Below are 25124 nucleotides of genomic sequence, written 5' to 3'. Positions count from 1 at the left end.
GTCAGATTCGTGGAGGGGACCGTCACATGCGCCTCGGACTCGCACTCGGCTACTGGGGCCGCGGCCCCAATCCGGACCACCTCGACCTCGCCGCCGAAGCCGAGAACCTCGGCTACGACTCCGTCTGGACCGCCGAGGCCTGGGGCTCGGACGCCTTCACCCCGCTCACCTGGATCGCCGCGCACACCTCGCGCATCCGCCTGGGCACCGCCATCGCGCAGATGGCCGCCCGCACCCCGACCGCCACCGCCATGCAGGCCCTGACCCTGGACCACCTGTCCGGTGGCCGGATGATGCTCGGACTCGGCCTGTCCGGACCGCAGGTGGTCGAAGGCTGGTACGGGCGCCCCTTCCCCTCCAGCCCCCTGACGGCGACCCGGGAGTACGTGGACGTCATCCGCCAGGTACTGCGCCGCGAGGCGCCGGTCGCACTGGACGGCCGCTTCCACAGCCACCCGTACCGGGGCGCCGACGGCACCGGCATCGGCAAGCCGCTCAAGCCCATCACCCACCCCCTGCGGGCCGACCTGCCGGTCCTGCTCGGCGCGGAGGGCCCCAAGAACATCGCCCAGACCACCCGCATCGCGGACGGCTGGCTGCCCCTCTACTGGTCGCCGACCCGCACGGACGTCTACCAGGCCTCGCTGTCCGAGCTCCCCGAGGGGTTCATGATCGCCCCGATGGCCCGCGCGAAGGTCTGCGACGACGTCGCGGAGGGACTCCTCCCGGTGAAGGCGATGCTGGGCTTCTACATCGGCGGCATGGGCCACGCGGCACGCAACTTCCACGCCGACCTCATGGGCCGGATGGGCTACGAGGAGGAGGCGCACCGGATCCAGGAACTGTTCCTGGCCGGGCGCAAGGAAGAGGCCGTCATGGCCGTCCCGGACGCGTTCGCGGACGAGATCTCCCTGGTCGGACCGCGGGAGCGGATCGCCGAGCGCCTCGAACTGTGGCGCAAGGGCCCGGTGACCGACCTCCTGCTGACCGCCCCCGACCCGCACACCCTGCGGGTCCTGGCGGAGCTGAACAGCTAGCGGACCCGCTCGCCCTCCGCCCCCCGCTCCCCCTCCGGCCCCGGTCGCCGCCGCACTCCCGGCCGGCGCGTCCGGGTCCGCGGGCCGGGGACGGGGACGGGGGCAGGCGCAGGGACGGCGCCCATGGTCGGGCCGGGCCGAAGGTTTGCGAAGGGTGCGTCGCGGCTATCGCGGCTCGGCGCCCGGGGGTTCGTCCGCAAGGGGCTCCGGGAGGGAGGCCGGGGGCGTCTCCGGGAGGGCCGCCAGCAGCTCCCGCAGGTCCAGCGGCATCACGGCGATCTCCATGCCACCGCCGTCGGCGTCCTCGGCGTCCTCGGCGAACGCGCAGGTCACGATCCGCGAGCCCGGGTTGATGGAGATGCCCTCCTTCACGGAGGGGGCCCGTACGCCGGTGGCCCGGGCTCCGGTCAAGACCACGGGCTCGCCCCGGCCGGGCACCCAGCGGGCCGCGCCCTGGTCGGCGTACACCCGGCCGCTGCGCCAACGGCCGCTGCCCGCGGGGCGTCGCGCCATGCACGGGATCCCGGGAACGGGCGCGCCGGCCTGGCGCCGGAGGTGCTTGCGGCGCATCAGCCAGGCGGTTCCGGCGGCGGCGCCGGCGAGGACCACGTACTCGATCACCCATCCATTCAAACAGGTGGAACGGGCACGCAGCAGGCCGGACCGGAATGCTCCGGTCCGGCCTGTTGCGGGAAGAGCGGGCTCAGCCGGTCAGCTGGCCGGCGCTCGGGACCTTGTCGGTCACCGTGGCGCCCGCGCTCTTGCCGGCCTCCTTGACGCTGTTGATGACGTTCTCGAAGGCGCCGATGTCGGCGTCGCCGGCCTGGCCCTTGCGCAGCTTGGAACCGAGCCCCTTGAGGGAGTCGATGCCCGCCGTCAGCGGGCCCACGGCCTTCGACAGCAGCGGGTCGCCCTTGGCGTTCTCGCTGGCCGCCTTCAGCCGGTTGTACGCGAAGGCGCCCGCGAGGCCCGCCTTGACCAGGGCGAAGGTGCGGCCCTTGGCGCCCTTCTTGAACTTGCCGTCACGGTACGGCTTGATGATCCACTGGTACGTGGCTCCGGCCGCGAGCCCCGCGTTGGCGACGAAGCGGGTCTTGGCGAACTTCTGCTTCTCCTCCGGGCTGCTCGCCGAGGGAGAGGCGGCGGCCGCTTCCGCGTCCTCTGCGGAGGCCGCGGCATCGGCCTCGGCGAACGCGGCCATGGCCACCGAAACCTCGTCGGCCTGACCGGCGGCGACCTTGTCGCCACCGCCCGAGCCGCAGGCGGTGGCACCGCCGAGCAGGGCACAGGACAGGAGCACCGCCGTGAGGGCACGGCGGAAGCGGACGGCTGTGGTGGGTAGGGACACGGGTTTCCTCCGGGGACTGAGGCGTCCCCCGCAGCCTCACCCCGGTCACCCGGCTCCGCCACCCGGGGGACCCGTTCGGGTTTACCCGGTGGGTTTATCCGCCTGAGAAGCGGCCAGAAGCGCGGCATGCCCACACACACGCGAGCACGCACCAGAGGAAGCAGCCAGGCGGGCCGCGCCGTCGCGGTCGTGGCGGACGTCATGGCCTTCGTGATCGGCCTGTGGATCCTGCTGTACCTGCTGGACGCCAACCAGGGGAACGCACTGGTCGACTTCATCCACGACGCCGCGACCTGGCTGGCCGGCTGGTCCTACGACCTGTTCACCTTCCACCGCGACTGGGTCCAGGTGGTGATCGGCTACGGCATCGCGGCCGTCGCCTACCTGGTCATCGGCCACGCCGTCGCGGGCCGCCTCTACCGCCGCTAGGGGGGGCCGCAGAGGCCCACTTCCCGCGCGCCGAACACCGCTCGTCCTCCCGTACGCCGGAGGGCGAGCGGTGTCGTGTCTTCACGTCTTCATGCGTCAGCGACCCTGCGCCTTTCTCCTTTCAGGAATTTCGGCATGCGAGGGCAACCATCCGTGCCGGCCGCGGGTCGTACGGGCGAGAGTCGATCAGGTTGATCGACCGGATTTCGCCCGGGGGGGCTCTTTTGAAGAAGAACACCGAGCCGCAGGCGGCTGCGCCCGCCCACTCCGCGCCCCACCTGCCGGCGGCGCCCGCCGCACCGGCCCAGGTGCCCGCGGCCCCGGGTGAGCCCCGCGGCGTCTTCCGGTTCGCCCTCTCCGTCGAGGAGCGGACGCACAGCCGCGAGGACTACGCCCCCGTGCGCTGACTCCTGCGCCGCACGGACGGATGCGGGGCGGGCAAGACCGGTACGGGGGTCCCGCCATGCCCGCCCCGCACATCCAAGACGAACAGGACACCGGGCAGGGCCGATACGGCCCTGCCCTCGGACCACCATGAGACGGGAGGACATCCACCGATGTCCGCCAGGACAACTCGCACGGCAACGGCTCTCGTTGCCGCTTTCGGCGTCGCCGCGACCATGATCGCCGCCGCGCCGGGCAGCCTCGCCGCCACGGCCGCCGCCAACGCCTGTGACGTGGCCGCCGTGACCGATCTCGCGGACGCGGCCCGGGTACAGGTCGACGCCTTCGGCGCCCTGAAGGACCTCCGGGTCGACGTACGCGCGCCGGGCACCACGAAGGTGCTGGCCACCGCGCAGGGCTTCGAGTCCACGCCGCGGCCCGACTTCGGCGTGCGCCACCGCTCCGCCGTGCTGCCCGCACTCGCCGCGCTCGGCCGCTACGCCCTCGACGTCCGGTACACCGACGCCGCGGGCAAGACCGTCACGTGCGCCGACAGCGGCGAGCTCCGCTACCTGCCGCACCCCGTGATCACCCTGGACCCGGCGACCACACCGGTCTCCCTGGACAAGCCGACGGCGACCGTCACCGGCAAGCTGACCCTGCGCAATCCCCGCACCCGCGCGGAGACCCCGCTCAAGGGCCGCACTGTGACGGTCGCCTTCGCGAGCTGGCTCGGCGCGCGCGTACCGGTCGTTGCCGGGAGCGACGGCAGGTTCTCCGCCTCGTTCACGTACACCCCGGAGCACACCAGCATGGACATGACGGCGGAGGCCGCCGGCGCCGCCCCGGTCGCAGCGCAACTTCCCGTCGAGAAGCGCAAGGTCGTCATAGCCCTGGACACCCCGTCCTCGGTGTCCCCGGGATACGAGAGCCGCTTCCGCATCTCGGGCAATTTCTTCTACCGGGGCGGGGACGGCGAACTGCACCCCCTCACGGGCGCCGACCCCACGAGCCAGGGGGACACCTGCGAAGGCTCGTCGTGCGGAAAGATCACGTGGTACGAGGGGGGACGCAGATTCGTCTGGGACCGGTACACCCAGCACGGAGACACCGAGCTGGTGGTGACCCACGATCCCGGGGTGCTGCTCGACGGTGTCACCCGGGCCTCCGTCAAGGTGAAGGTCGACCGGACCGTGGCCTTCTGGGGTCTGAAGGCCACGAAGGACCCCAAGGGCCGTCTGACCATCCGGGGCAGCAAGCGGCTCGGGTACGGCACGAACACGCAGTACGACGTGTACCGCATCCAGCACTCGGCCGACGGCAAGACGGGGTGGAAGACGTACAAGAGCCCCTCCCTCCCGCGCACCGGAGGGATCCTCCAGACGCTGGAGCCGGGCACCTTCCCCGAGGGCGGCACCTGGCGCATCCACTTCGAGGGCGCCAAGGGACTCGAGCCCGTCACGAGCCCCACCTTCACCGTGGGCACCCCGTGACCCCCGGTCAGCCGCCGGCGGCAACGCCCGTCTTGAACCATCAGCACATGCACATGCAGTCTCCTGGAGGACCGTTGAACAAGGTGATGACGTCGCTCGGCATCGCCCTGGCCGTCACCGCGGCCGCGTCCGGCCTCGGCTTCGGGTCGGTGGCGCAGGCCGATGACGCCGACTACCCGCCGGACGCCTACGTGGTCCAGTCCGGCGGCGACATCCGCATTCGACTCACCAGCGATCGGCCGCCCGCAGGGAAGACGGTGGTCCGGGTCCGGCCCAAGGACGGCGACGAGGTCGTGGCAGAGGTCGGCGGGTTCGGCGACTGGGAATGCGTGACAGAGCTCGACGACGACTGCAGCCTGCTCAGGACCGAATCCGGCCCGCTCGTCCTCAAGGACATGGGCATGTACCTCCTCAACGTCGTCCTCGACAAGGGAAGCGCAAAGGAGAAGGAGTACCCGGAAGCCGGACCGGCCTTCCCCTACGCGATCAACCCCCGGTTCACCTCCCTGGTGTCCAGCACTCCGGTGCTCTCCTACGAGCACCGCAGCGGCAAGGCCTACGGCACCCTGGTGGCCGAGCACCCCCGCACCCACGAGGTGAAGCCGCTCGCGGACGCGCCGGTGCACCTGTTCCGCGGGAGCTACTGGGGCAGCAATCTGATCGAGTCCCTGACCACCGACAGTGCGGGCCGCTTCGCCGCTCTCTTCCAGTACGAGGCTGGTAGGCCGAAGCCCGGCCTCCAGGTCACCCTCTCCACGGATTCGGGCCCGTACAACATCCTGGCCGAGCGGAAACTGGAACTCGGCTTGCGCGCAACACCCGTCAAGCTCACCGTCCGGGAGCCCGCGGCAGGGATCGTCGGGCGTTACGGCAGCAAGGTACCCGTCCGGGGAACCATGACCTGGACCGCCTCCGACGGCACCGTCCGTCCGCTGGCGGGCGTGAGGGTGGACGCGTACACCGAGGGATGTCCGGAGGACCAGCTGTGCGGGGAAAGCCGGGGAAGTGACGCCGCCGGCGGTTTCGACGTGCCCTATTCCGTCACGCGGGACGAATACGCACGCGTGGAGATGGAGCGGTTCGGGGCCAGCGGGTGGTTCACCGGAGACCTCGCCACCCGCCTGTCCGTGGACGCCACGCACACCACCGCCTTCTCCCCGTTGAAGGTGAGTGCGGACCAGAACCGGACCATCACCGTCGGCGGCCGGCTGGCCGTCCAGCAGGGGTCCGCGCCCGCCGGGGCCAAGGCCACGGTCAACGTGCAGATGTCCGCGGACGGCAAGACCGGGTGGAAGACGGTGAAGTCCTTCACCACCGCCTTCGGGACGGACTTCAGCCAGCAGCTGAAGCACACGCCCGAGCAGGACGGCCACTACGTCCGCCTGCGCTACGCCGGCACCGCCGACATCGGCCCGGCCGCCCCGGTGGTCCAGCTCACCCGCAGGACGACCCAGATCGTCCGCGACAACCTGGCACCCGAGGGGATCCGCGCCGGGACCAGCATCACCGCGAGCGGAGTCCTCCAGCAGAAGTCCGGCACCGCCTGGCTGCCGCTCGCCGGCCAGAAGGTCCGCGTCTACTTCAAGGCCGACGCGCCCGGCTCCGCCTGGACCTACCAGGGCGCCGCGACGACCGCCGCCAACGGCTCGTTCAGCACCAAGGTCACCGCCCGCAGCGACGGGGCCTGGCAGATCCGCTACCTCGACGCCACCGCGCCGTACTACGTGGCCATCGGCCGCGAGGACCACGTCGACGTGGTGTAGAGCCGGTCGCGGGAGCGGGGCGGGCAGGACCGGTACGGGGGTCCCGCCATGCCCGCCCCGCAGAAGCAAAGAGGGAACTTGACACCGGGCAGGGCCGATACGGCCCTGCCCTCGGACCACCATGAGACGGGAGGGCATCCACCGATGTCCGCCAGGACAACTCGTACGGCAACGGCTCTCGTTGCCGCTTTCGGCATCGCCGCGACCATGGTCGCGGTCGCGCCGGGCAGCCTCGCCGCCACGGCCGACGCCTGTGACACGGTCGCCTCGGCCGATCCGGCCGATGCGGCCAAGGTGCAGGTCGACGCCGTCGGCGCGCTCAAGAACCTCAAGGTGGACGTGCGCGAGCCGGGCACCACGAAGGTGCTCGCCACCGCGGGGGGCTTCGAGTCCTCGGTGCGGCCCGGCTACCCCGCCTTCGGCGTGCGCCACCGCTCCGCCGCGCTGCCCGCACTCGCGGCACTGGGCCGCTACGCCCTCGACGTCCGGTACACCGACGCCGCGGGCAAGACCGTCCGCTGCGCCGACAGCGGCGAACTGCGCTACCTGCCGCACCCCGTGATCGCCCTGAACCCGCTGAGCGAGCCGGTCTCCCTGGAGAAGCCGACGGCGACCGTCACCGGCAAGCTGGTCCTGCGCGATCCGCGGACCCGCGTCGAGACGCCGCTCCAGGGCCGCCCGGTGTTGCTCAAGTTCTCCGGCTCGGCCAACCAGGAGATTTACCGGTCGACCCGTGCCGGTGGCGACGGCACGTTCTCCGCCTCGATCACCTACACCGCGAAGAACAGCAGCTCGGCCGTGGCCGTCGAAGCCGAGGGCGCCGCCACGCTCACGACGGAACTCCCCGTCGAGAAGCGCAAGGTCGTCATAGCCCTGGACACCCCGTCCTCGGTGTCCCCGGGATACGAAAGCAGCTTCCGGATCGCGGGCAGGGTCCTCTACCAGGGCGCGGATGGCGAACTGCACCCCCTCCCGGACGCCGACGTCACCAGCCAGGGGGACATCTGCGAGGAATGGAACACCTGGGGCTCGAGGTGCGGAAAGCTCACGAGCTGGGGCCATACCTTCACCTGGGACCGGTACACCATGCACGGAGACACCGTGCTGTCGGTGACCAACTATCCCGGGGCGCTGCTCGACGGCACGTCCAAGGCCTCCGTCACCGTGAAGGTCGACCGGACCGTGGCCTTCGCGGGCCTGAAGGCGATCAAGGACGCGTCGGGCAGTCTGACCTTCAAGGGCACCAAGCGGCTCGGAGAGGGCACCAACATCGAGCAGGACCTCTACCGCATCCAGCACTCGGCCGACGGCAAGACCGGCTGGAAGACGTACCGGAGCACCTACCTCCGGCGCACCGGCTCGATCCTCCGCACGCTGCGGCCCGGCGCCTACCCCGAGGGCGGCTCCTGGCGCGTCCTCTTCGAGGGCGCCAAGGGACTCGAACCCGTCACCAGCCCCAACTTCACCGTGGTGAACCCCTGATGCCCGCGCAGTCGCAGGCGGCGCCGCCCGCTCCGGACCGTCAGCGCACGCACAAGCCGTCTCCTGGGGGACAGTTGAACAAGATGATCTCCTCGCTCGGCATCGCCCTGGCCGTCACCACGGCCGCCTCCGGCCTCGGGTTCGGGTCGGTGGCGCAGGCCGACGACATCGACTCCGTGCCCCGGGCCACGGTGGTCCGGACCGGCGACGAGTTCCGCGTGAAGCTCACCGCCGACACGGCACCCGGAGGGGACACGGCGGTCCGGATCCGGCCCAAGGACGGCGACAAGGCCGTGGCCGAGGTCGGCGGGTTCGGCGACTGGGAGTGCGTGGGCAATGATGAGCACTACTGCGTGTACGTGCGGACCACGTCCGCCCCGTTCGTCCTCGACGACATGGGCATGTACGACCTCGACGTCGTCGTCCACAAGGGTCGCGAGGACGAGGCGGAGCACCGCTATGCCGGACGGTCCTTCGCCTACGCGGACAAGCCCCGGTTCACCGCCCTGACGTCCAGCATCCCGGTGCTCTCCTACGAGCGGCGCACCGGGAAGGCCTCCGGCACGCTGGTGGCCGAGCACCCCCGGACCCACGAGGTGAAGCCGCTGGCGGACGCCCCGGTGGAACTGGTCCGCCAGACCGGCGGGGGCAGCCGCGGGCCGGAGCGCCTGACCACCGACGGTGCGGGCCGCTTCGCGTCCCTCTTCACGTTCGAGGGCGGCGAATCGAGCCCCGCCCTCGAAGCCCGCTTCAACACCGAATCGGGCGGCCCCAACTACTCGGCACAGCGCACCATGGCCCTCCAGGTGCGTGCGACGCCCCTCAAGGTCGCCATCCGGCAGCCCACCGGAGGGATCACCGGGCGTTACGGCAGCAAGGTGCCCGTGCAGGCGGCCCTGACCTGGACCGCCGCCGACGGCACCGCCCGGCCGCTGACGAACGTGGGGGTGCACCTGATCGACGAGGGGTGCAGGCGAGACCGCTGCGACGTGGGCTACGACGGCACCGACGCCAACGGGATCGCCGACCTGTCCTACCCCGTCGTGCGGGACGGATCCGCACGCGTGTCGCTGAGCGCGTACGAAAACGGCGGCTGGTTCAGCGGCGACACCTTCGCAAGCCTGGCCGTGGACGCCACACACACCACCGCCTTCTCCCCGTTCACCGTGACCTCGGACAAGAACCGGACGATCACCGTCGCCGGCCAGCTGGCGGTCCGGCAGGGATCGGCGGCCGCCGGGGCCAAGGCCGCGGTCGACGTGCAGATCTCCGCGGACGGCAAGACCGGGTGGAAGACCGTGAAGACCTTCACGACCGCCTTCGGGACGACCTTCAGCCAGCAGCTGATGCACACGCCCGAGCAGGACGGCCACTACGTCCGCGTGCGCTACGCGGGTGCCACCGACATCGGCCCCACCGCCCGGATGGCCCGGCTCACCCGCAGGTCGACCCAGATCGTCCGCGACAACCTGGCCCCCGAGGGCATCCGCGCCGGGACCCAGATCACCGCCAGCGGATACCTCCAGGTAAAGGCCGGTACCGCCTGGCTGCCGGTCGCCGGCCAGAAGGTCCGCGTCTACTTCAAGGCCTCCGCGGAAGGTTCCGCCTGGACCTACGAGGGCAGCGCGACGACCGCCGCCAACGGCTCGTTCAGCACCAAGGTCACCGCCCGCCGTGACGGCGTCTGGCAGATCCGCTACGTCGACGCCACCGCCCCGTACTACGCCTCCATCGGGCGCGAGGACGAGGTCGACGTGGTCTAGGCCGTCTCTTTCGGATCTTGTCGGCCGAGCCCTCGGCGTCTGGTGCCGTGCCTGGCCGTGCTGTCGGGGCACGCGCGTACTGGACGTACTCGGTTGCCCCGGCAGTGCGGCCAGGCGCGGTGCCAGGCGTCGCGGGCCCGGCAAGATCCGAAAGAGACGGCCTAGGCGGGCCGCACCACCGCCGTGACCTCCTGAGCCGCGCTCAGGAGGTCACGTACCCGTGCCCACGGGCCCGGGCGGTGGCTAGGCGCAGCAGTCCGGTTCCAGGCCGGTCGGCAGCGTCAGGCCGCCGAAGACCGTGCCGGTGGCCTCGTCGCCGCCCAGGGCGGCCACCGCGAGGAGCAGCGAGCCCGCCGTCCAGGTGGTCTGTTCCACGGGCCAGACCTGACGGTCGTCGAAGACGTACCCGGTCCAGTACATGCCGTTGTCGGCACGCAGGTGGCCGATCGAGCGCAGGATCTCCAGGGCCCGGTCGGACTCCCCCGTCGCCCACAGCGCGAGCGCCAGTTCGCAGGACTCCCCGCCGGTCACCCAGGGGTTCGGCAGCACGCACCGCACGCCGAGGTCGGGGACGACGAACTCCTCCCACCGCTCCTCGATGCGGGCCTTGGCCTCCGCGCCGGTCAGCGCCCCGCCGAGGACCGGGTAGTACCAGTCCATGGAGTAGCGGGACTTGTCGAGGAACCGCTCCGGGTGCCGGCGTATCGCGTGCCCGAGGGCTCCCGCGGCCAGTTCCCAGTCCGGCTGCGGATCGCCCCGGTACTCGGCGATGGCCAGCGCGCAGCGCAGCGCCTGGTGGATGGAGGAGGACCCGGTGAGCAGGGCGTCCGCGACGGCCTCTCCGGACGGTTCGCGCTTCCAGCCGATCTCGCCGCCCGGCTGCTGGAGCCGCAGCACGAACTCGACGGCCGCGTACACGGCGGGCCACATCCGGTCGAGGAAGGCGTCGTCCCCGGTGGACAGGTGGTGGTGCCAGACGCCGACGGCGAGGTACGCGACGAAGTTGGTCTCCCGGCTCGCGTCCTGCGGCTCGCGGGTGTCGACCCCGTCCTCGCGGTCGGCGTAGGCCGCGTACCAGGAGCCGTCGTCGTTCTGGTGGCGCACCAGCCAGTCGTAGGCCCGCTCGGCGGCCTCGTGCTCGCCGGCCGCGTCGAGGGCCATCGCGGCCTCGGTGTGGTCCCACGGGTCGAGGTGGTGCCCGCGGAACCAGGGTATGGCCCCGTCGGCGCGCTGCGCGGCGAGGATCCCGGCGACGGTGGCGGCGGCCTGATCGGCCGTCAGTACGCCGTCCAGGACCAGGTGTTCGGGTGCGGTGCGCCCGGGAGAGCTCACTGCGCCGCGCCCACGGGCTCGGCCGCGGCCGCGTCCACGGGGAGGTGCGGCTTGGTGGCGTAGGCGACGAAGCTCTTGCCTATGACCGGGTTCAGGGCCTGCTCCGCGAGCCGCGTGACCAGCGGCTTCTTCATGATGTCCCAGACCAGGAGCTTGTGGTACGCCTTGACGGGCAGCGCCTTGTCGTTGTCGACGCCGAAGGCGCACTTGAGCCACCAGTAGGGCGAGTGCAGGCCGTGCGCGTGGTGGGTGCCGTACGGCTTGAGGCCCGCGGACTCCATCTTGCCGAGCAGCTCCTCCGCCTTGTAGATGCGGATGTGGCCGCCCTCGACCTCGTGGTAGGCGTCGGAGAGCGCCCAGCAGACCTTCTCGGGGCCGTAGCGGGGCACGGTGATGGCGATGCGTCCGCCGGGCTTCAGGACGCGGACCATCTCGGCGAGGACGCCCTTGTCGTCGGGGATGTGCTCCATCACCTCGGAGATGATGACGACGTCGAAGGACTCGTCGGGGAAGGGCAGCGCGAGGGCGTCGCCCTCCATCGCGGTGGCGGTGGCGCCGGCCGGGGCCTCGCCGGCCTCCTTCATCGCGGCGAACCACTTGGCGACCTCGCGGATCTCCTCGCCGTTGCGGTCGAGGGCGACCACCTGGGCGCCTCGCCGGTAGCACTCGAAGGCGTGCCGGCCTGCGCCGCAGCCCAGATCGAGTACGCGGTCGCCTGCGGCGAGCGGGAACCGGGAGAAATCGACGGTCAGCACGTGGTCCTGCCTTCGCGGTCGCGGGGTGGGGAGGGGAACTGCATCGGACGGAAGGTGGAGGTCACCGGGTCGTTGCGGCCTTCGGGGCCGTCGGGGTCGTCGGGGCCTTCGCGCCCGCCGCTGCCGCCCGCTCGATGGCGGCGCGGTAGTGGACGACGGTGCCCTCGGCGGCCTTGGCCCAGGTGAAGCGGGACAGCACCCGCTCGCGGCCGGCGGCGCCGAGCCGGGTGCGCAGTTCGGGGTCGCCCAGCAGCCGGCCCAGCGCGGCGGCCAGCGCGCCCGCGTCGCCGGGCGGCACGGCGAGACAGGACTCGCCGTCGGGGCCGGTGACCTCGGGAATCGCGCCGCCGGTGGTGGCGACCAGCGGGGTGCCGGTGGCCATGGCCTCGGCCGCCGGGAGCGAGAAGCCCTCGTAGAGGGAGGGCACGCAGGCGATCTGGGCGCTGCGGACCAGGTCGACGAGCTCGGTGTCGGTGACGCCCTTGACGAAGCGGACGGCGTCCTGGAGTCCGTACGTCTCGATCGCCCGGGCCACGGGGCCCTGTTCGGCGCGCTTGCCGACGACGACGAGGTGGGCGTCGGGCTGTTCGGTACGGAGCTTCGCGAGCGCCTCGACGAGGTGCACGAGCCCCTTGAGCGGGACGTCGGCGCTGGACGTGGTCACGATCCGCCCGGGCACCTCGGCCACGGAGGCGTCGGGCGACCAGAGGTCGGTGTCGGCGCCGATGTGGACGACGTGGATGCGCTCGTCCCGGACGCCGAGGTGCTCGGCGATCTCCTTCTTGGAGGAGCCGGAGACGGTGAGCACGGAGGCCAGCCGCCGGGCGACGCGGCCCTGCATGCGCGTGAACCCGTACCAACGCCGTACGGAGGCCCGCTTCCTGCGGTCCTTCGCGGCGGCCAGGTCCAGCTTGCGGTCGACGGTGATGGGGTGGTGGATGGTGGTGACCAGCGGGGCGCCGAGGTCGGCCAACAGTCCGTAGCCGAGGGTCTGGTTGTCGTGGATGACGTCGAACTCGCCCGCCCGCGCCGCCAGATGCCTGCGCGCTCGCAGCGAGAAGGTCAGCGGCTCGGGGAACCCGCCGGTCCACATGGTGGCGACCTCGACGGCGTCGATCCAGTCGCGGTACTCGTCACGCTTGGGGGTGCGGAACGGGTCGGGGCTGCGGTAGAGGTCCAGGCTGGGCAGCTCGGTGAGGGTGGCGCCGGCGCCGGTGAGGGCGTCGGTGTCGAGCACCGGGTAGGGCTGCGCGCCGATGACCTCGACGGAGTGGCCCAGCTTCACGAGCTCGCGCGCGAGGTGGCGGACGTAGACGCCCTGGCCACCGCAGAACGGGTTCCCCTTATAGGTGAGGAGTGCGATCCGCAACGGGCGGCTGTCGTCGGCGGCCGAACCCGTGAGAGGGCTCGTCACCATGGCCTCTGCGGTCACTCTCGGCCCCCTTCTCCCTGCACTTTCGCCGGAGCGTAACCGCTCGGATAATGTAGAACAAGTTTCAGACTTGATCCGCTGAAGAGCATTGAATCTACCGGCCGGAAACCACACCGTAAGAGGGGTGGCAGGTGATTCGCGCCACGGATCGGGCGCCTGCCATGCTGGGCGCGCGACGGCCCGGGGCAACTCCCGCGGCCGCCCCGGCACAGACATGAACGCCTTGGAACTGGAACGCCTCGGAACCGGAACGGGACAGATGACAGCGGAAGCGAAGGCCGTGACCCCAGCCGTCACCACACCGGCGTCTCCGCCCCTGACGGAGCGCCAGGAGGCACGCCGCAGGCGGATCCTGCACGCCAGCGCCCAGCTGGCCAGCCGGGGCGGCTTCGACGCGGTGCAGATGCGGGAGGTGGCGGAGTCCTCCAGCGTGGCCCTGGGCACCCTCTACCGGTACTTCCCCTCCAAGGTGCACCTGCTCGTCGCGACCATGCAGGACCAGCTCCAGCACATGCACGGAACGCTGCGCAAGCGCCCGCCGGCCGGGGACGAGCCCGCGGCCCGCGTCGCGGAGACCCTGATGCGCGCCTTCCGCGCGCTCCAGCGGGAGCCGCACCTGGCGGACGCGATGGTCCGTGCCCTCACCTTCGCGGACCGCAGCGTGAGCCCGGAGGTGGACACGGTGTCCCGCCTCACGACGGCGATCATCCTGGACGCGATGGGCCTGGAGGCCCCGCCGACGGCGGAACAGCTGTCGGCGGTCCGCGTCATCGAGCACACCTGGCACTCGGCCCTGATCACCTGGCTGTCGGGCCGCGCCTCGATCGCCCAGGTGAAGATCGACATCGAGACGGTCTGCCGCCTGATCGACCTCACGGCCCCGCAGCCCCCGGCCGAGCCCGCTCCGCAGCCCCCGAAAAAGTCCTGATCTGGCTGTTCGCCCGGGAGGACCTGCGGGCTCAGTGCACGCAGAGGCAGAAGGGATGCCCCGCCGGGTCCGCGTAGATGCGCCAGTTGGCCTCCGGACGGAGCTGGTCCGTCCGCTCCAGCAGGGTCGCCCCGAGGGCGAGCGCCCGCGCCTCCTCACCGTCGAGGTCGTCCACGTCGAAGTCGAGGTGGAGCTGCTGCGGACGCTCCTGGCCGGGCCATTCGGGCGGCCGGTAGCCGTCCACCCGCTGACAGGCGATCGGGATCCCCTCGAAGCCGTGCACCTCGACCCAGCCGGAGTCCTCGGCATCCACGACGATCCTGCCGCCGAGCAGATCGGCGTAGAACCGCGCCAGACGCACCGGATCCGCGCAGTCCAACGCGACGGCCTGCAGCTTGCGAATCACTTCCGCCCCTCCTCCACCACGAGGCACTCCCGTACGTACCTGCTCGTACCCGCCTGCGCGAGGAGCAAGCACGACGGCCACGAAGGGGTCCGGGTCGGTCCCGGGAGCGGCACCACACGCGGGGCCGGGGCCGGGGCCGGGCATCACGCTCCCGGCCCCGGCCCCGACGCCGGTCCGGCCGGCTCACTCCTCCGGGGGGAACACCGCCTCGCCGCTGCCCAGGAGGGTGATGGCGATCGCTTCGACCGGGCAGCCCTCCGCCGCCGCGAGCACCGGCTCGCTCGCGTCCGTCTCCGCCGCCCGCGGATGCGACTGCCGCGCCGAGTCGAGGGCGAAGCCGTCCGGGGCGTGGTTCACGCACATCCCCGAGCCGATGCAGACGCCGCGGTCCACCTCGACGTGCCAGCGGTCACCCATCACGCACCGGCCGCGGGGGGTACGTACCCTGCCGGGAGGTGGATCATCTTGTGCTCCAGGTACTCGCTCAGCCCCTCCGGGCCGAACTCCCGCCCGACGCCGCTGTTCTTGTAGCCGCCGAACGGCCCGAGCATGTCCAGGCTGAAGGTGTTCACGTTGAAGGTGCCGGTCCGCACCTGCCGCGCGAAGTCGATGCCGTGCTCCACGTCGCCGGTCCAGACGCTGCCGCTGAGCCCGAACTCCGAGTCGTTGGCGACCCGTACGGCCTCCGCCTCGTCCCCGTACGGGATCAGGCAGACGACCGGGCCGAAGATCTCCTCGCGGGCGATCCGCATCGAGTTGTCGACGTCTCCGAAGAGGGTCGGCTCCACGTACCAGCCCTGGTCCAGGTCCGAGCCGGCCGGACGCCCGCCGCCGGACAGGACCTTGGCGCCCTCCTCCTGGCCGATCCGGATGTAGTCGAGCGAGCGCTGCTGCTGCCGCCTGGCCACCAGCGGGCCGAGCTGCGTGGCGGGGTCCATCGGGTCTCCGACGACCAGCGCCGAGGCCGCGGCGGCGAGCGCTTCGGCGATCTCCTCGTAGCGGCTGCGCGGGGCGAGGACGCGGGTCTGTGCCACGCAGGCCTGGCCGTTGTTCATCCAGGCCGCGGGGACGATGCCGGCGATGGCGGTGTCGAGGTCGGCGTCGGGGAGGATGACGGCCGCGGACTTGCCGCCGAGTTCGAGGGTCACGCGGGTGAGGTTCTTGGAGGCGACCTCCATGACCCGCCGGCCGGCGGGGACGGAGCCGGTGAAGGCGACCTTGTCCACGTCCGGGTGGCCGACGAGGTACTCGCTGACCTCGCGGTCGGCGGGCAGGATCGACAGCACGCCCTCGGGCAGCCCGGCCTCGCGGGCGATGTCGGCGAGGATGTAGGAGTCGAGGACCGCCTCGGGGGACGGCTTGAGGATCACCGTGCAGCCGGTGAGCAGCGCGGGCGCCAGCTTGGCGGCGGCCACGAACTGCGGGACGTTCCACGGGATGACGGCGGCGACCACGCCGACGGCCTCGCGCCGGACGAGGATCGGGCCGAGGACGCCCTGGCGGTACTCCTCGTACGGGTAGTCGCGCGCCACGGTGATCGCGGCGTCGTAGACCATCATCGGGCCGAGGGCCTGGGCGAGGATGCTCCAGGAGTACGGGGACCCGTTCTGGGAGCTGATCGAGCGGGCGATCTCCTCGTGCCGGACGGCTATGGCGTCCTTGATCCGGGTCACCACCGCGATCCGCTCCTCGAGCGTGGTGCGCGGCCAGGGGCCCTCGTCGAAGGCCTTGCGGGCCACGGCGACGGCCCGGTCCACGTCGGCCTTCGAGGCGTGCGGGACGCTGCCGATGACCTGCCCGGTGTGGGGCGAGACGACCTTGATCGTGTCGGTGCCCAGCGGATCCGTCCACTCACCGCCGATGAACAGTTTTCCGTGTTCCACGAGCTCGGTCATGGCTGATGCCTCCTGCGGCTTGGCGTTCCAGAACTGATACCAGTTCTAGTTCTAGGAGTCCACGGAGCTGACCGAACCGCCTCGTACAACACATCGAAGATCCAACGACTAGTCAGATCGCCCCGAAGATGGTCGACTTGGGCTACTAATGCAACACGTTCTCGTGAGAGTGGAGCCAGAGTGGAGCCCTTCAAGGCAGAGGACACGACACAGGGCACCCCGACCCCCCAGGTCACCGATCACGGCGGCGGCGTGTGGGGCATCAAGGTCCCCATCCCCGACAACCCGCTCGGCCACACCCTCGTCCACGTCCTCGACACCGACCGCGGCCCGGTCCTCATCGACACCGGCTGGGACGACCCCGAGTCCTGGGACACCCTCGTCGCGGGCCTCGGCGCCCTCTCCATCGCCGTCGCCGACGTGCACGGCGTGGTCATCACCCACCACCACCCCGACCACCACGGCCTGTCCGGCCGGGTCCGCGAGGCCTCCGGCGCCTGGATCGCCATGCACGCCGCCGACACCGAGGTCGTCGTACGGACCCGGGCCTCCGAACCCGGCGTCTGGTTCGACTACATGAGCGAGAAGCTGGCCACCGCCGGAGCCCCCGAGGAGCACATCGCCCCGCTGCGCGCCGCCCGCGCGAGCGGCCGCATGAGCACCCTGCCCGGCCTGCGCGCCGCCGTCCCCGACCGGGAGATCGTGCCCGCCGAGCTGCTGCCGCTGGCCGGCCGCCGGCTCCGGGCGATCTGGACCCCCGGGCACACCCCCGGCCACGTCTGCCTGCACCTGGAGGAGAAGCATCCGCGGAACCTGCCCGGCAACGGCCGCCTCTTCTCCGGGGACCACCTGCTGCCCGGGATCTCCCCCCACATCGGCCTCTACGAGGACCCCTCCTCCGAGCGGGTCACCGACCCCCTCGGCGACTACCTCGACTCCCTCGAACGCATCGGCCGCCTCCAGCCCGCCGAGGTGCTCCCGGCCCACCAGTACGCCTTCACCGACGCGCAGGGCCGCGTACGGGAACTGCTGGACCACCACGAGGAGCGGCTGACCGGGCTGCGGGACCTGCTCGCCGCCGAGCCGCTGACCCCGTGGGCGCTGGCGGAGCGGATGGAGTGGAACCGGCCCTGGGAGCAGATCCCGTACGGCTCCCGCAACATCGCCGTCTCCGAAGCGGAAGCCCACCTGCGGCGCCTGGTGAAGCAGGGCCGCGCGGAGGCGGTGCCGGGCAGCGACCCCGTGACGTACCGCGCCGTGTAAGGGGCGCGGGTGGGCGGCGCCACCCGGCACCGGAGCTACGGGCCGGTAGAGTATGGGCGTCGTCCACACTTCCGTACGGGGGGAAGCCGGTGCGAATCCGGCGCTGACCCGCAACCGTGACCCGCCCCGGCAGCATCGGGGGCGGGGAGCCGGATTGCCCCGTGCCGGAGGTGCGCGGCTCGTGCCGCCGGGTCCTCCGGCGGCCGGCACCGTCGAGGTAAACGGAGCCGGAGCCCGGTACCAGCCTCCCTCGCTGTGCTGCCTGCCTCCCGGTTCCCCAGCACGAGAGGCACCCGCCCCGCATGAACGTCCGCCGCAGCGCCGCCACGCTCGCCGTCTCCGCCGTGCTCTGCGTGGGCTCGGCCCCCGCGGCCCTCGCCGATGTCGCCACGCCGTCCCCGGCACCCGTCGTCCCCTCCGGGCTCTTCGGCAAGAACGATCCGACGTACGACGGGGTGTGGCGGCAGTCCTTCGCACTGCTCGCCCAGCACACGGTGGGCCTGAAGCCCGCGCAGCAGGCCGTGGACTGGCTCGTCGGCCAGCAGTGCGCCGACGGCGGCTTCGCCTCCTTCCGCGCGGACACGGCAGCCGCGTGCGACGCGAAGCTGATGCTCGACACGAACGCCACCGCGGTGGCCGTGCAGGCGCTGAAGGCGCTCGGCGGTCAGGACGCGGCGGTGAAGAAGGGCGCGGACTGGCTGAAGTCCGTCCAGAACGCGGACGGCGGCTGGGCCTACGTCCCCGGCTCCCCGAGCGAGGCCAGCTCCACCGCCGTGGTGATCAGCGCGCTGGCGGCGGCGGGCGAGAAGCCGGCCGAGGTCAAGTCGAAGGCCGGCAAGTCCGCGTACGAGGGGCTCCTCGCCTTCCAGCTCGGCTGCTCGTCCGAGCCGGCCGCCGACCGGGGTGCCTTCGCCTACCAGGCGACGGCCGACGGCAAGCTGCCCGCCAACGCCGACGCGACGGCCGCCGCCGTACTGGCCGGCCTCGGCCAGGGCGCACTCGTCTCCCCTTCCGCCTCCCCTACGGACACCCCCGCGGCGGCGCTCGCCTGCCCGGCGACCGCCGGTGACCCGGCGGCGGCGGCCCAGGGCGCGGCCGGATACCTGGCCCAGGCCCTGAAGAAGGACGGTCACCTCACCGCCCTCACCCCGGGCGCCGACCAGCCGACCCCGGACACCGGCAACACCGCCGACGCGGTGATCGCCCTGGCCGCGGCCGGGCACAAGCAGTCCGCGGCGGGCGCCCTGGAGTGGCTGAAGACCAACTCCGCCGAGTGGTCCAAGGGCAACCCGGCCGGCCTCGGCACCCTGATCCTGGCCGCGCACGCGACGGGCACCGACCCGAAGTCCTTCGGCGGCACCGACCTGGTGGCCGCGCTGAACGCGACGGGCCCGGCCCCGCAGAACGCGTCCGCGAAGGCGTCGGAGCAGCCGGCGGAGAAGAAGGACGACAAGAAGGACGAGGACTCCGGCGGCGGCAACGTCTGGTGGATGATCCTCGCGGGCGCGGCGGCCGGCATGGGCATCGGCATCGTGCTGAGCGGCCGCCGGAAGAAGAACCAGCTCTGATGCGCAGCCCCCGCCCGGCCCGTCCGGCCCGTCCGGCCCGCCCGGTCCGTCCGGCCCTGCCGGCCCCCGTCGCCGGCGTCATCGGCATCGTCCTGGCCCTGGCCGTGACCCTGCTCGCCGCGTCCCCCGCCCTGGCTTCGACCTACCGCTACTGGTCGTTCTGGGACGGGGCGGGCGGCACCTGGGCGTACGCCGCCCAGGGCCCCTCCTCGCTGCGTCCGGCGGACGGCTCCGTGCAGGGCTTCCACTTCGTGGTCAGCAAGGACGCGGCCGATCAGGCCGCCCCGCCGCGCACGGCTCCCGACTTCGCGGCCATCTGCTCGGCCACCGCCCCGGCGGCGGGCAAGAAGCGGATCGCGCTCGTCATCGACTTCGGCACGCCCGCCGAAGCCCAGGCGGGCGAAACCCCGCCGCAGGACGCTCCGCGCACGGCGTGCGCGCAGGTCGGCCCGGACGCCACGACGGCCGAGGCGCTGGCGGAGGTGGCCAAGCCGCTGCGCTACAACAGCGCGGCACTGCTGTGCGCGATCTCGGGCTACCCGAAGCAGGGCTGCGGCGAGCCCATCGCGGACACCGCCACGCCCACGGCCGCCGCCCCGGCCGAGCCCGCCGCGGACGCCGCCGCCGGCTCCGAGGGCGGCGGCCCGTCGGCGGGCCTCCTCGCGGGCATCGCAGCGGTGGCCGCCCTGGGCGCGGCCACACTCTGGCAGTCCCGCCGGCGCCGCGCGCGATGACGGTGGTGGGCGGGAGCGGCGGGACGGGCGCCGACGGTGCTCAGCCACCCACGAGGGCCACCGGCACCCGCCCCTCGACCCGCACGGGTGGTGCGGGTGGGAACCCCGCCCGGCCGCAGGCCGGGCGCACCCACGACGGCGCCGCACGCACCCCCCGCACCCCCCGCACCCACGGCGCCGACCACGGCCCCGCACGCGGCGTCCCGACCCCGCCCGGGCAGGGCGCCGACCGGGCAACCGGGAGCCCGCGCGTGCCGACGTACAAAAAATGGCGTGCACCCGAGGCCACGCGTGGCAACGCCCTGCACGCGGGTGCCTGGTGGCTGTGGGCCCTCGGGCTGGCGACCGCCGCCTCCCGCACCACCAACCCCCTCCTCCTCGGCCTGATCGTCGGCGTCGCCGGGTACGTGGTCGCGGCCCGCCGTACGGACGCGCCCTGGGCGCGTTCCTACGGGGCGTTCGTGAAGCTCGGCCTCTTCGTCATCGGCCTGCGCCTCGTCTTCTCCATGCTCCTCGGCTCCCCCATCCCCGGCGTGCACACCCTCTTCACCCTCCCCGAGGTCCCGCTCCCGGCCTGGGCGCAGGGCATCCGGTTCGGTGGCCGGGTCACCGCCGAGCAGCTCGTCTTCGCCTTCTACGAGGGCGCGAAGCTGGCCACGCTCCTCATCTGCGTCGGCGCCGCCAATGCCCTCGCGAACCCGGCGCGGCTGCTGAAGTCGCTGCCCGCGGCCCTGTACGAGGTCGGCGTCGCCGTGGTCGTCGCGATGACCTTCGCGCCGAACATGGTCGCGGACGTGGTCCGCCTGCGTACGGCCCGCCGGCTGCGCGGCCGTCCCACGGGCGGGGTCCGGGCCGTCCTCCAGATCGGGCTGCCGGTCCTGGAGGGCGCGCTGGAACGTTCCGTGGCCATCGCCGCCTCGATGGACGCCCGCGGCTACGGCCGCACGGCACGCGTTCCCGCCGCCGTCCGGCACACCACCAACGTGCTCACCCTCGGCGGGCTGCTCGGCATCTGCGCGGGGACGTACGGCCTGCTGGCGGCGGAAGGCGCGGAGTACGGCCTGGCCCTCCTCCTCATCTCCCTCCTCCTGGCCCTGGCCGGGCTGCGCCTCGGCGGCCGCCGGTCGATCCGGACCCGGTACCGGCCGGACCGGTGGGGCGTACGGGCCTGGCTGGTCGCCGGGTCGGGCGCGGCGGTCGCGGCGCTGCTGATCCGGGCCGTGTCCGTGGACCCGGAGGCCCTGCGCCCCGGCGTCGTCCCCCTCGTCGCCCCCACCCTCCCGCTCTGGCCGGCGGCGGCGATCCTGATCGGCCTCCTCCCGGCCCTGGTGGCCCCGCTCCCCCCTTCGCTCCCCTCTTCGCTCCCCTCTCAGGAGGCGTAAGCAGCCCCCGTGATCCACTTCGAAGACGTATCGGTGACGTACGAGGGCGCGGCCGCCCCCTCCCTCGCCCACGCCGACTTCACGCTCCCGGAGGGTGAGCTGACCCTCCTGGTCGGCCCCTCCGGCGTCGGCAAGTCCACCCTCCTCGGGGCGGTCTCGGGCCTGGTCCCGCACTTCACCGGGGGCACCCTCAAGGGCCGGGTCACGGTCGCCGGCCGGGACACCCGCACGCACGAGCCGCGGGAACTCGCGGACGTGGTCGGCACGGTGGGCCAGGACCCCCTGGCCCACTTCGTGACGGACGTCGTCGAGGACGAGCTCGCCTACGGCATGGAATCCCTCGGCCTCCCACCCTCGGTCATGCGCCGCCGCGTCGAGGAAACCCTCGACCTCCTCGGCCTCAACGACCTGCGCGACCGCCCCATCGCCACCCTGTCCGGAGGCCAGCAGCAGCGGGTGGCGATCGGTTCGGTCCTGACCCCGCACCCGAAGGTCCTGGTCCTGGACGAGCCGACCTCGGCCCTCGACCCCGCGGCGGCGGAGGAGGTCCTGGCCGTCCTGCAACGCCTGGTCCACGACCTGGGCACGACCGTCCTGATGGCGGAGCACCGCCTGGAGCGGGTCGTCCAGTACGCCGACCGGGTCCTCCTCCTCCCCTCCCCGGGCGCACCCGCCGTCCTGGACACCCCCTCAGCCATCATGGCCATCTCCCCGGTCCACCCCCCGGTGGTAGCCCTGGGCCGCCTGGCGAACTGGTCCCCCCTCCCCCTCTCCATCCGCGACGCCCGCCGCCGAGCAACCCCCCTCCTCACCCGCCTGACCCAGGCAGGCGCGGGGGCGGAAGCCCGGGCGGGCGCGGGGGCGCAGCCCCAGGCCGGTGCCGGGGCCCAGCCTCCGGCGGGGTCCGGGGCGCAGCCCCGCAAGGGGTCCGGGGCGGAGCCCCAGGCCGGTGCAGGGGCGCACCCTCCGGTCCACGCCGAAGCAGACCCGGCGGGTGCCGGGGCGCAGCCCCATGCCGGTGCCGGGGCCCAGCCTCCGGCGGGGTCCGGGGCGCAGCCCCGCAAGGGGTCCGGGGCGGAGCCCCGGGGAACGGGCGAAGGGCGGGTAGGGGACGGCCGCCCGCAGGGCCCCCGCACCGGCCCCGCCCCCACGCACCGCCCCGGCCTGCTCGCCCGGCTGCGCCGCCGGGGCCGCCCCACCCCCCAGCCGACCCGGCCGACCCAGCCGACCCAGTCGACCCCGCCGACCCAGTCGATCGGCGAGCCCCCGGCCACGGTCAAGGCCGTATCCCTCCGCCGCGGCCGCGCCGAAGTCCTCCGAGACATCAACCTCACCGTGTCGCAGGGCGAGACCATCGCCCTGATGGGCCGCAACGGCGCCGGAAAGTCCACCCTCCTCGCCACCCTCATCGGCACGCTGGAGCCCACCACCGGCCAGGTGACGGTCACCGGCCGCACCCCCCACCTCACGCCGCCCGCCGAGATGGTGACCCGCGTCGGCCTGGTCCCCCAGGAACCCCGCGACCTCCTCTACGCCGACACCGTCGCCGCCGAGTGCACCGCCGCCGACCACGACGCCGGCCAGCCGCCCGGCACCTGCCGTGCCCTCGTCGCCGCGCTCCTGCCCGACGTCCCCGACGACACCCACCCCCGCGACCTCTCCGAGGGCCAGCGCCTGGCCCTCGCCCTGGCGCTGGTCCTGACCGGCCGCCCGGCCCTGCTGCTCCTCGACGAGCCGACCCGCGGGCTGGACTACGCCGCCAAGGCCCGCCTGGTGGAGATCCTGCGCGGGCTCGCCGCCGACGGCCACGCCATCGTCCTGGCCACCCACGACGTGGAGCTCGCCGCCGAGCTGGCCCACCGCGTGGTGATCCTGGCCGGCGGCGAGATCGTCGCGGACGGCCCGACCGCCGAGGTCGTCGTCTCCTCCCCGGCGTTCGCTCCGCAGGTGGCCAAGATCCTGGCCCCGGGCCACTGGCTCACGGTCTCCCAGGTCCAGGCGGCCCTCTCCGCCGGAGCCGGCTCATGAGCACCCGCGGCGACGCGGCCACCCCCCGTTCGCGCCCCCTCCGCATCGGCCCCCGCGCCGCCGCCGCCCTGGTCCTCATCACCCTCATCGGCATCGGCGCCTTCGGCTGGCCGCTCCTCGCCGACCGCCAGTCCGGCTTCGCGCACTCCCAGGACGCCCCCTGGCTCTTCGCCGCCCTGCTCCCGCTCCTCGTCGGCGTGGTCGTCGCGACCATCGCCGACGACGGCATGGACGCCAAGGCCGTCGCCATGCTCGGCGTACTGGCCGCGGTCGGGGCCGCCCTGCGCCCGCTGGGCGCCGGTACGGGCGGCCTGGAGCCCATGTTCTTCCTGCTGGTGCTGAGCGGCCGGGTCCTCGGCCCGGGCTTCGGCTTCGTCCTGGGCGGGGTCACGATGTTCGCGTCGGCCCTGCTCACGGGCGGTGTCGGGCCGTGGATGCCGTTCCAGATGCTGGCCATGGGCTGGTTCTCGCTGGGGGCCGGACTGCTGCCGGGTCCGGACCGGATCCGGGGGCGGGCCGAGCTGGCGATGCTCGCGCTGTACGGGTTCCTCGGCTCGTTCGCGTACGGCTTCGTCATGAACCTGCAGGGCTGGCCGATCATTCCGGGCATGGAGCAGGGGATCTCCTTCCAAGCCGGGGAACCGCTCCCGGCGAACCTCGCCCGCTTCGTCGCGTACTACCTGGCGACCTCGCTGGGCTGGGACCTGGGCCGGGCCGCGCTGACCGTCGTACTGACCCTCACGCTCGGCGCGACCCTGCTGAAGGCTTTGCGGCGGGCCACTCGAAAAGCGGCGTTCGACGCCCCCGTCACCTTCGATCCCGGGACCGAACCGCCCCGCCCGCCTTCCCCCGAAAGGGACACGACCCACCACGCACGGTGAGATTCGGGGCTCCCGGCGGTGACCCGCCCCACAGGACCTTGGTCACATACGAGGCGGGATAGTAGTCCTTGAACGGCCCTGACCCGCCCCCTCGCACCACCCCCCACCTGCACCGATACCAACCCGCCCCCAGGGGGGCCGATACGCCCCGGCTGCGAGGACCACTAGTAAGAGGGGTCGTTGCCAGACACCCCGGACCCCCGTAGAACTGGATGAGTCGCAAGGCGGACGGAGACCGACCGGGCTCACCCCCGGACCCCGCGGTTCTCCTGCTCCCGCCGACGAACCCCTCTCCTTCGCGTGAGTGGCTCACGCACGCCTCCGGCATGCCTGCGACTGCCCCTGTCCCCGTCGAAAGGTCCGTCCGTGTCCAACGCCGTCATCCGCCGCATCGCCGCTTCGAAGAAGACCCTCGCGGGTACCGTCCTCGCCCTGGGCGTTGCCGGTTCCATGCTGGCCGCGGTTCCCGCGCAGGCCGCCCCGATGAGTGCCAAGGCGATCGCCCAGCAGATGATCAAGGACCCGGCGCAGTTCGCGGCGTTCAACAACATCGTGTCCCGCGAGTCCGGCTGGAACCACACCGCCACGAACTCCGCTTCCGGCGCGTACGGCCTGGTCCAGGCCCTGCCGGCCTCGAAGATGGCCTCGGCGGGCTCGGACTGGAAGACCAACCCGGCCACCCAGATCAAGTGGGGCCTGGACTACATGAACTCCCGCTACGGCAGCCCCGCGGGCGCCTGGAGCTTCTGGCAGACCCACCACTGGTACTAAACCACCAGCGGCACCAGACGAAACAGCACATGCGAAGGCCCCGGCAGCCG

At 72.8% G+C, this 25124-nt stretch carries 23 protein-coding genes and 1 riboswitch; of the genes, 15 read left to right on the top strand and 8 right to left on the bottom strand.

Features of this window, described 5'->3' with window-relative positions; genetic code table 11:
* Positions 1-26 precede the first annotated feature (26 nt).
* Positions 27-1037, top strand: coding sequence for an LLM class F420-dependent oxidoreductase (locus tag OG898_RS19655; protein WP_250745660.1), 1011 nt, complete (start codon positions 27-29; stop codon positions 1035-1037).
* A 165-nt stretch (positions 1038-1202) separates the two neighbouring features.
* Here OG898_RS19655 and OG898_RS19650 read toward each other — a convergent pair whose 3' ends face one another.
* Together OG898_RS19650 and OG898_RS19645 are read right to left on the bottom strand one after the other, a co-directional pair.
* Positions 1203-1658, bottom strand: coding sequence for a hypothetical protein (locus OG898_RS19650; RefSeq protein ID WP_250745661.1), 456 nt, complete (start codon positions 1656-1658; stop codon positions 1203-1205).
* A gap of 82 nt (positions 1659-1740) precedes the next feature.
* Positions 1741-2385, bottom strand: coding sequence for a hypothetical protein (locus tag OG898_RS19645; protein ID WP_250745662.1), 645 nt, complete (start codon positions 2383-2385; stop codon positions 1741-1743).
* A 126-nt stretch (positions 2386-2511) separates the two neighbouring features.
* Between OG898_RS19645 and OG898_RS19640 the strand changes: the two genes are divergently transcribed.
* The 6 genes from OG898_RS19640 to OG898_RS19615 all read left to right on the top strand — a co-directional run bounded on the left by OG898_RS19640 (position 2512) and on the right by OG898_RS19615 (position 9699).
* Positions 2512-2814 carry a hypothetical protein gene (locus OG898_RS19640; RefSeq protein ID WP_250745663.1) on the top strand — a complete coding sequence of 101 codons (303 nt, stop codon included), beginning with the start codon at positions 2512-2514 and terminating at the stop codon, positions 2812-2814.
* Positions 2815-3038: 224 nt separating this feature from the next.
* Entirely contained in the window at positions 3039-3221 is a 183-nt protein-coding gene (locus OG898_RS19635; protein WP_250745664.1) for a hypothetical protein, read from the top strand.
* A 150-nt stretch (positions 3222-3371) separates the two neighbouring features.
* A complete protein-coding gene (locus OG898_RS19630) occupies positions 3372-4691 on the top strand; it encodes a hypothetical protein (protein ID WP_266958323.1) in 1320 nt (439 codons plus the stop codon).
* Positions 4692-4765: 74 nt separating this feature from the next.
* Positions 4766-6454 (top strand): hypothetical protein, encoded by a 1689-nt coding sequence (locus OG898_RS19625; protein WP_266958321.1) that lies wholly within the window; start codon positions 4766-4768, stop codon positions 6452-6454.
* A 144-nt stretch (positions 6455-6598) separates the two neighbouring features.
* Positions 6599-7936 (top strand): hypothetical protein, encoded by a 1338-nt coding sequence (locus OG898_RS19620; protein ID WP_266958319.1) that lies wholly within the window; start codon positions 6599-6601, stop codon positions 7934-7936.
* Positions 7936-9699 carry a hypothetical protein gene (locus OG898_RS19615; RefSeq protein WP_266958317.1) on the top strand — a complete coding sequence of 588 codons (1764 nt, stop codon included), beginning with the start codon at positions 7936-7938 and terminating at the stop codon, positions 9697-9699. The genes OG898_RS19620 and OG898_RS19615 overlap by 1 nt, the downstream gene beginning before the upstream one ends.
* Positions 9700-9942: 243 nt before the next feature.
* Here the strand turns inward: OG898_RS19615 and OG898_RS19610 are convergent, their stop codons facing one another.
* The 3 genes from OG898_RS19610 to OG898_RS19600 all read right to left on the bottom strand — a co-directional run bounded on the left by OG898_RS19610 (position 9943) and on the right by OG898_RS19600 (position 13218).
* Positions 9943-11031: a prenyltransferase gene (locus tag OG898_RS19610; protein WP_266958315.1), complete on the bottom strand. Its 1089-nt coding sequence runs from the start codon at positions 11029-11031 to the stop codon at positions 9943-9945.
* A complete protein-coding gene (locus OG898_RS19605) occupies positions 11028-11786 on the bottom strand; it encodes a class I SAM-dependent methyltransferase (protein ID WP_250745670.1) in 759 nt (252 codons plus the stop codon). Before OG898_RS19605 ends, OG898_RS19610 begins: the two co-directional genes overlap by 4 nt.
* Before the next feature lie 61 nt (positions 11787-11847).
* On the bottom strand, positions 11848-13218 hold the full coding sequence (locus OG898_RS19600; protein WP_266958312.1) for a glycosyltransferase family 4 protein: 1371 nt from the start codon (positions 13216-13218) through the stop codon (positions 11848-11850).
* A 259-nt stretch (positions 13219-13477) separates the two neighbouring features.
* Here OG898_RS19600 and OG898_RS19595 point away from each other — a divergent pair, with 259 nt between their 5' ends.
* Positions 13478-14146 (top strand): TetR family transcriptional regulator, encoded by a 669-nt coding sequence (locus OG898_RS19595; RefSeq protein ID WP_250745672.1) that lies wholly within the window; start codon positions 13478-13480, stop codon positions 14144-14146.
* Between the two features lie 31 nt (positions 14147-14177).
* Here the strand turns inward: OG898_RS19595 and OG898_RS19590 are convergent, their stop codons facing one another.
* The 3 genes from OG898_RS19590 to OG898_RS19580 all read right to left on the bottom strand — a co-directional run bounded on the left by OG898_RS19590 (position 14178) and on the right by OG898_RS19580 (position 16447).
* Positions 14178-14552, bottom strand: a complete 375-nt coding sequence (locus tag OG898_RS19590) for a VOC family protein (protein WP_250745673.1) — start codon at positions 14550-14552, stop codon at positions 14178-14180.
* A 183-nt stretch (positions 14553-14735) separates the two neighbouring features.
* Positions 14736-14969, bottom strand: coding sequence for a ferredoxin (locus OG898_RS19585; protein ID WP_266958309.1), 234 nt, complete (start codon positions 14967-14969; stop codon positions 14736-14738).
* Positions 14969-16447 carry an aldehyde dehydrogenase gene (locus tag OG898_RS19580; RefSeq protein ID WP_266958307.1) on the bottom strand — a complete coding sequence of 493 codons (1479 nt, stop codon included), beginning with the start codon at positions 16445-16447 and terminating at the stop codon, positions 14969-14971. The genes OG898_RS19585 and OG898_RS19580 overlap by 1 nt, the downstream gene beginning before the upstream one ends.
* A 180-nt stretch (positions 16448-16627) precedes the next feature.
* On the opposite strand from OG898_RS19580, the gene OG898_RS19575 reads away from it, so the two are divergent.
* The 7 genes from OG898_RS19575 to OG898_RS19540 all read left to right on the top strand — a co-directional run bounded on the left by OG898_RS19575 (position 16628) and on the right by OG898_RS19540 (position 25074).
* A complete protein-coding gene (locus tag OG898_RS19575; protein WP_250745676.1) occupies positions 16628-17710 on the top strand; it encodes an MBL fold metallo-hydrolase in 1083 nt (360 codons plus the stop codon).
* A gap of 79 nt (positions 17711-17789) precedes the next feature.
* Positions 17790-17870: riboswitch (cobalamin riboswitch) on the top strand.
* A 142-nt stretch (positions 17871-18012) separates the two neighbouring features.
* Positions 18013-19278: a prenyltransferase/squalene oxidase repeat-containing protein gene (locus OG898_RS19570; RefSeq protein WP_250745677.1), complete on the top strand. Its 1266-nt coding sequence runs from the start codon at positions 18013-18015 to the stop codon at positions 19276-19278.
* Positions 19278-20012 (top strand): SCO2322 family protein, encoded by a 735-nt coding sequence (locus OG898_RS19565; protein ID WP_353963681.1) that lies wholly within the window; start codon positions 19278-19280, stop codon positions 20010-20012. The genes OG898_RS19570 and OG898_RS19565 overlap by 1 nt, the downstream gene beginning before the upstream one ends.
* Positions 20013-20263: 251 nt before the next feature.
* Positions 20264-21394, top strand: a complete 1131-nt coding sequence (locus tag OG898_RS19555) for an energy-coupling factor transporter transmembrane component T (RefSeq protein WP_250745679.1) — start codon at positions 20264-20266, stop codon at positions 21392-21394.
* A gap of 9 nt (positions 21395-21403) precedes the next feature.
* The gene (locus OG898_RS19550) at positions 21404-23422 is read left to right on the top strand and encodes an ATP-binding cassette domain-containing protein (protein ID WP_266958304.1); all 2019 of its coding nucleotides are present in this window, start codon (positions 21404-21406) and stop codon (positions 23420-23422) included.
* Positions 23419-24303: an ECF transporter S component gene (locus OG898_RS19545; RefSeq protein ID WP_266958302.1), complete on the top strand. Its 885-nt coding sequence runs from the start codon at positions 23419-23421 to the stop codon at positions 24301-24303. Before OG898_RS19550 ends, OG898_RS19545 begins: the two co-directional genes overlap by 4 nt.
* A gap of 366 nt (positions 24304-24669) precedes the next feature.
* Positions 24670-25074 carry a transglycosylase SLT domain-containing protein gene (locus OG898_RS19540; protein ID WP_250745682.1) on the top strand — a complete coding sequence of 135 codons (405 nt, stop codon included), beginning with the start codon at positions 24670-24672 and terminating at the stop codon, positions 25072-25074.
* Positions 25075-25124 lie beyond the last annotated feature (50 nt).

This window comes from Streptomyces sp. NBC_00193, from assembly GCF_026342735.1.
Taxonomy (GTDB): Bacteria; Actinomycetota; Actinomycetes; order Streptomycetales; family Streptomycetaceae; genus Streptomyces; species Streptomyces stoeckheimensis.
Note: the sequence above shows the minus strand (reverse complement) of the source record. Positions and strands in the feature narration are given on the sequence as shown.

Excerpts from the sequence above, each read along its gene's own strand:
- OG898_RS19655 (WP_250745660.1), top strand. The coding sequence starts at position 27 with ATGCGCCTCGGACTCGCACTCGGCTACTGGGGCCGCGGCCCCAATCCG.
- OG898_RS19640 (WP_250745663.1), top strand. The coding sequence starts at position 2,512 with ATGCCCACACACACGCGAGCACGCACCAGAGGAAGCAGCCAGGCGGGC.
- OG898_RS19630 (WP_266958323.1), top strand. The coding sequence starts at position 3,372 with ATGTCCGCCAGGACAACTCGCACGGCAACGGCTCTCGTTGCCGCTTTC.
- OG898_RS19620 (WP_266958319.1), top strand. The coding sequence starts at position 6,599 with ATGTCCGCCAGGACAACTCGTACGGCAACGGCTCTCGTTGCCGCTTTC.
- OG898_RS19615 (WP_266958317.1), top strand. The coding sequence starts at position 7,936 with ATGCCCGCGCAGTCGCAGGCGGCGCCGCCCGCTCCGGACCGTCAGCGC.
- OG898_RS19595 (WP_250745672.1), top strand. The coding sequence starts at position 13,478 with ATGACAGCGGAAGCGAAGGCCGTGACCCCAGCCGTCACCACACCGGCG.
- OG898_RS19585 (WP_266958309.1), bottom strand. The coding sequence starts at position 14,969 with ATGGGTGACCGCTGGCACGTCGAGGTGGACCGCGGCGTCTGCATCGGC.
- OG898_RS19580 (WP_266958307.1), bottom strand. The coding sequence starts at position 16,447 with ATGACCGAGCTCGTGGAACACGGAAAACTGTTCATCGGCGGTGAGTGG.
- OG898_RS19570 (WP_250745677.1), top strand. The coding sequence starts at position 18,013 with ATGAACGTCCGCCGCAGCGCCGCCACGCTCGCCGTCTCCGCCGTGCTC.
- OG898_RS19565 (WP_353963681.1), top strand. The coding sequence starts at position 19,278 with ATGCGCAGCCCCCGCCCGGCCCGTCCGGCCCGTCCGGCCCGCCCGGTC.
- OG898_RS19545 (WP_266958302.1), top strand. The coding sequence starts at position 23,419 with ATGAGCACCCGCGGCGACGCGGCCACCCCCCGTTCGCGCCCCCTCCGC.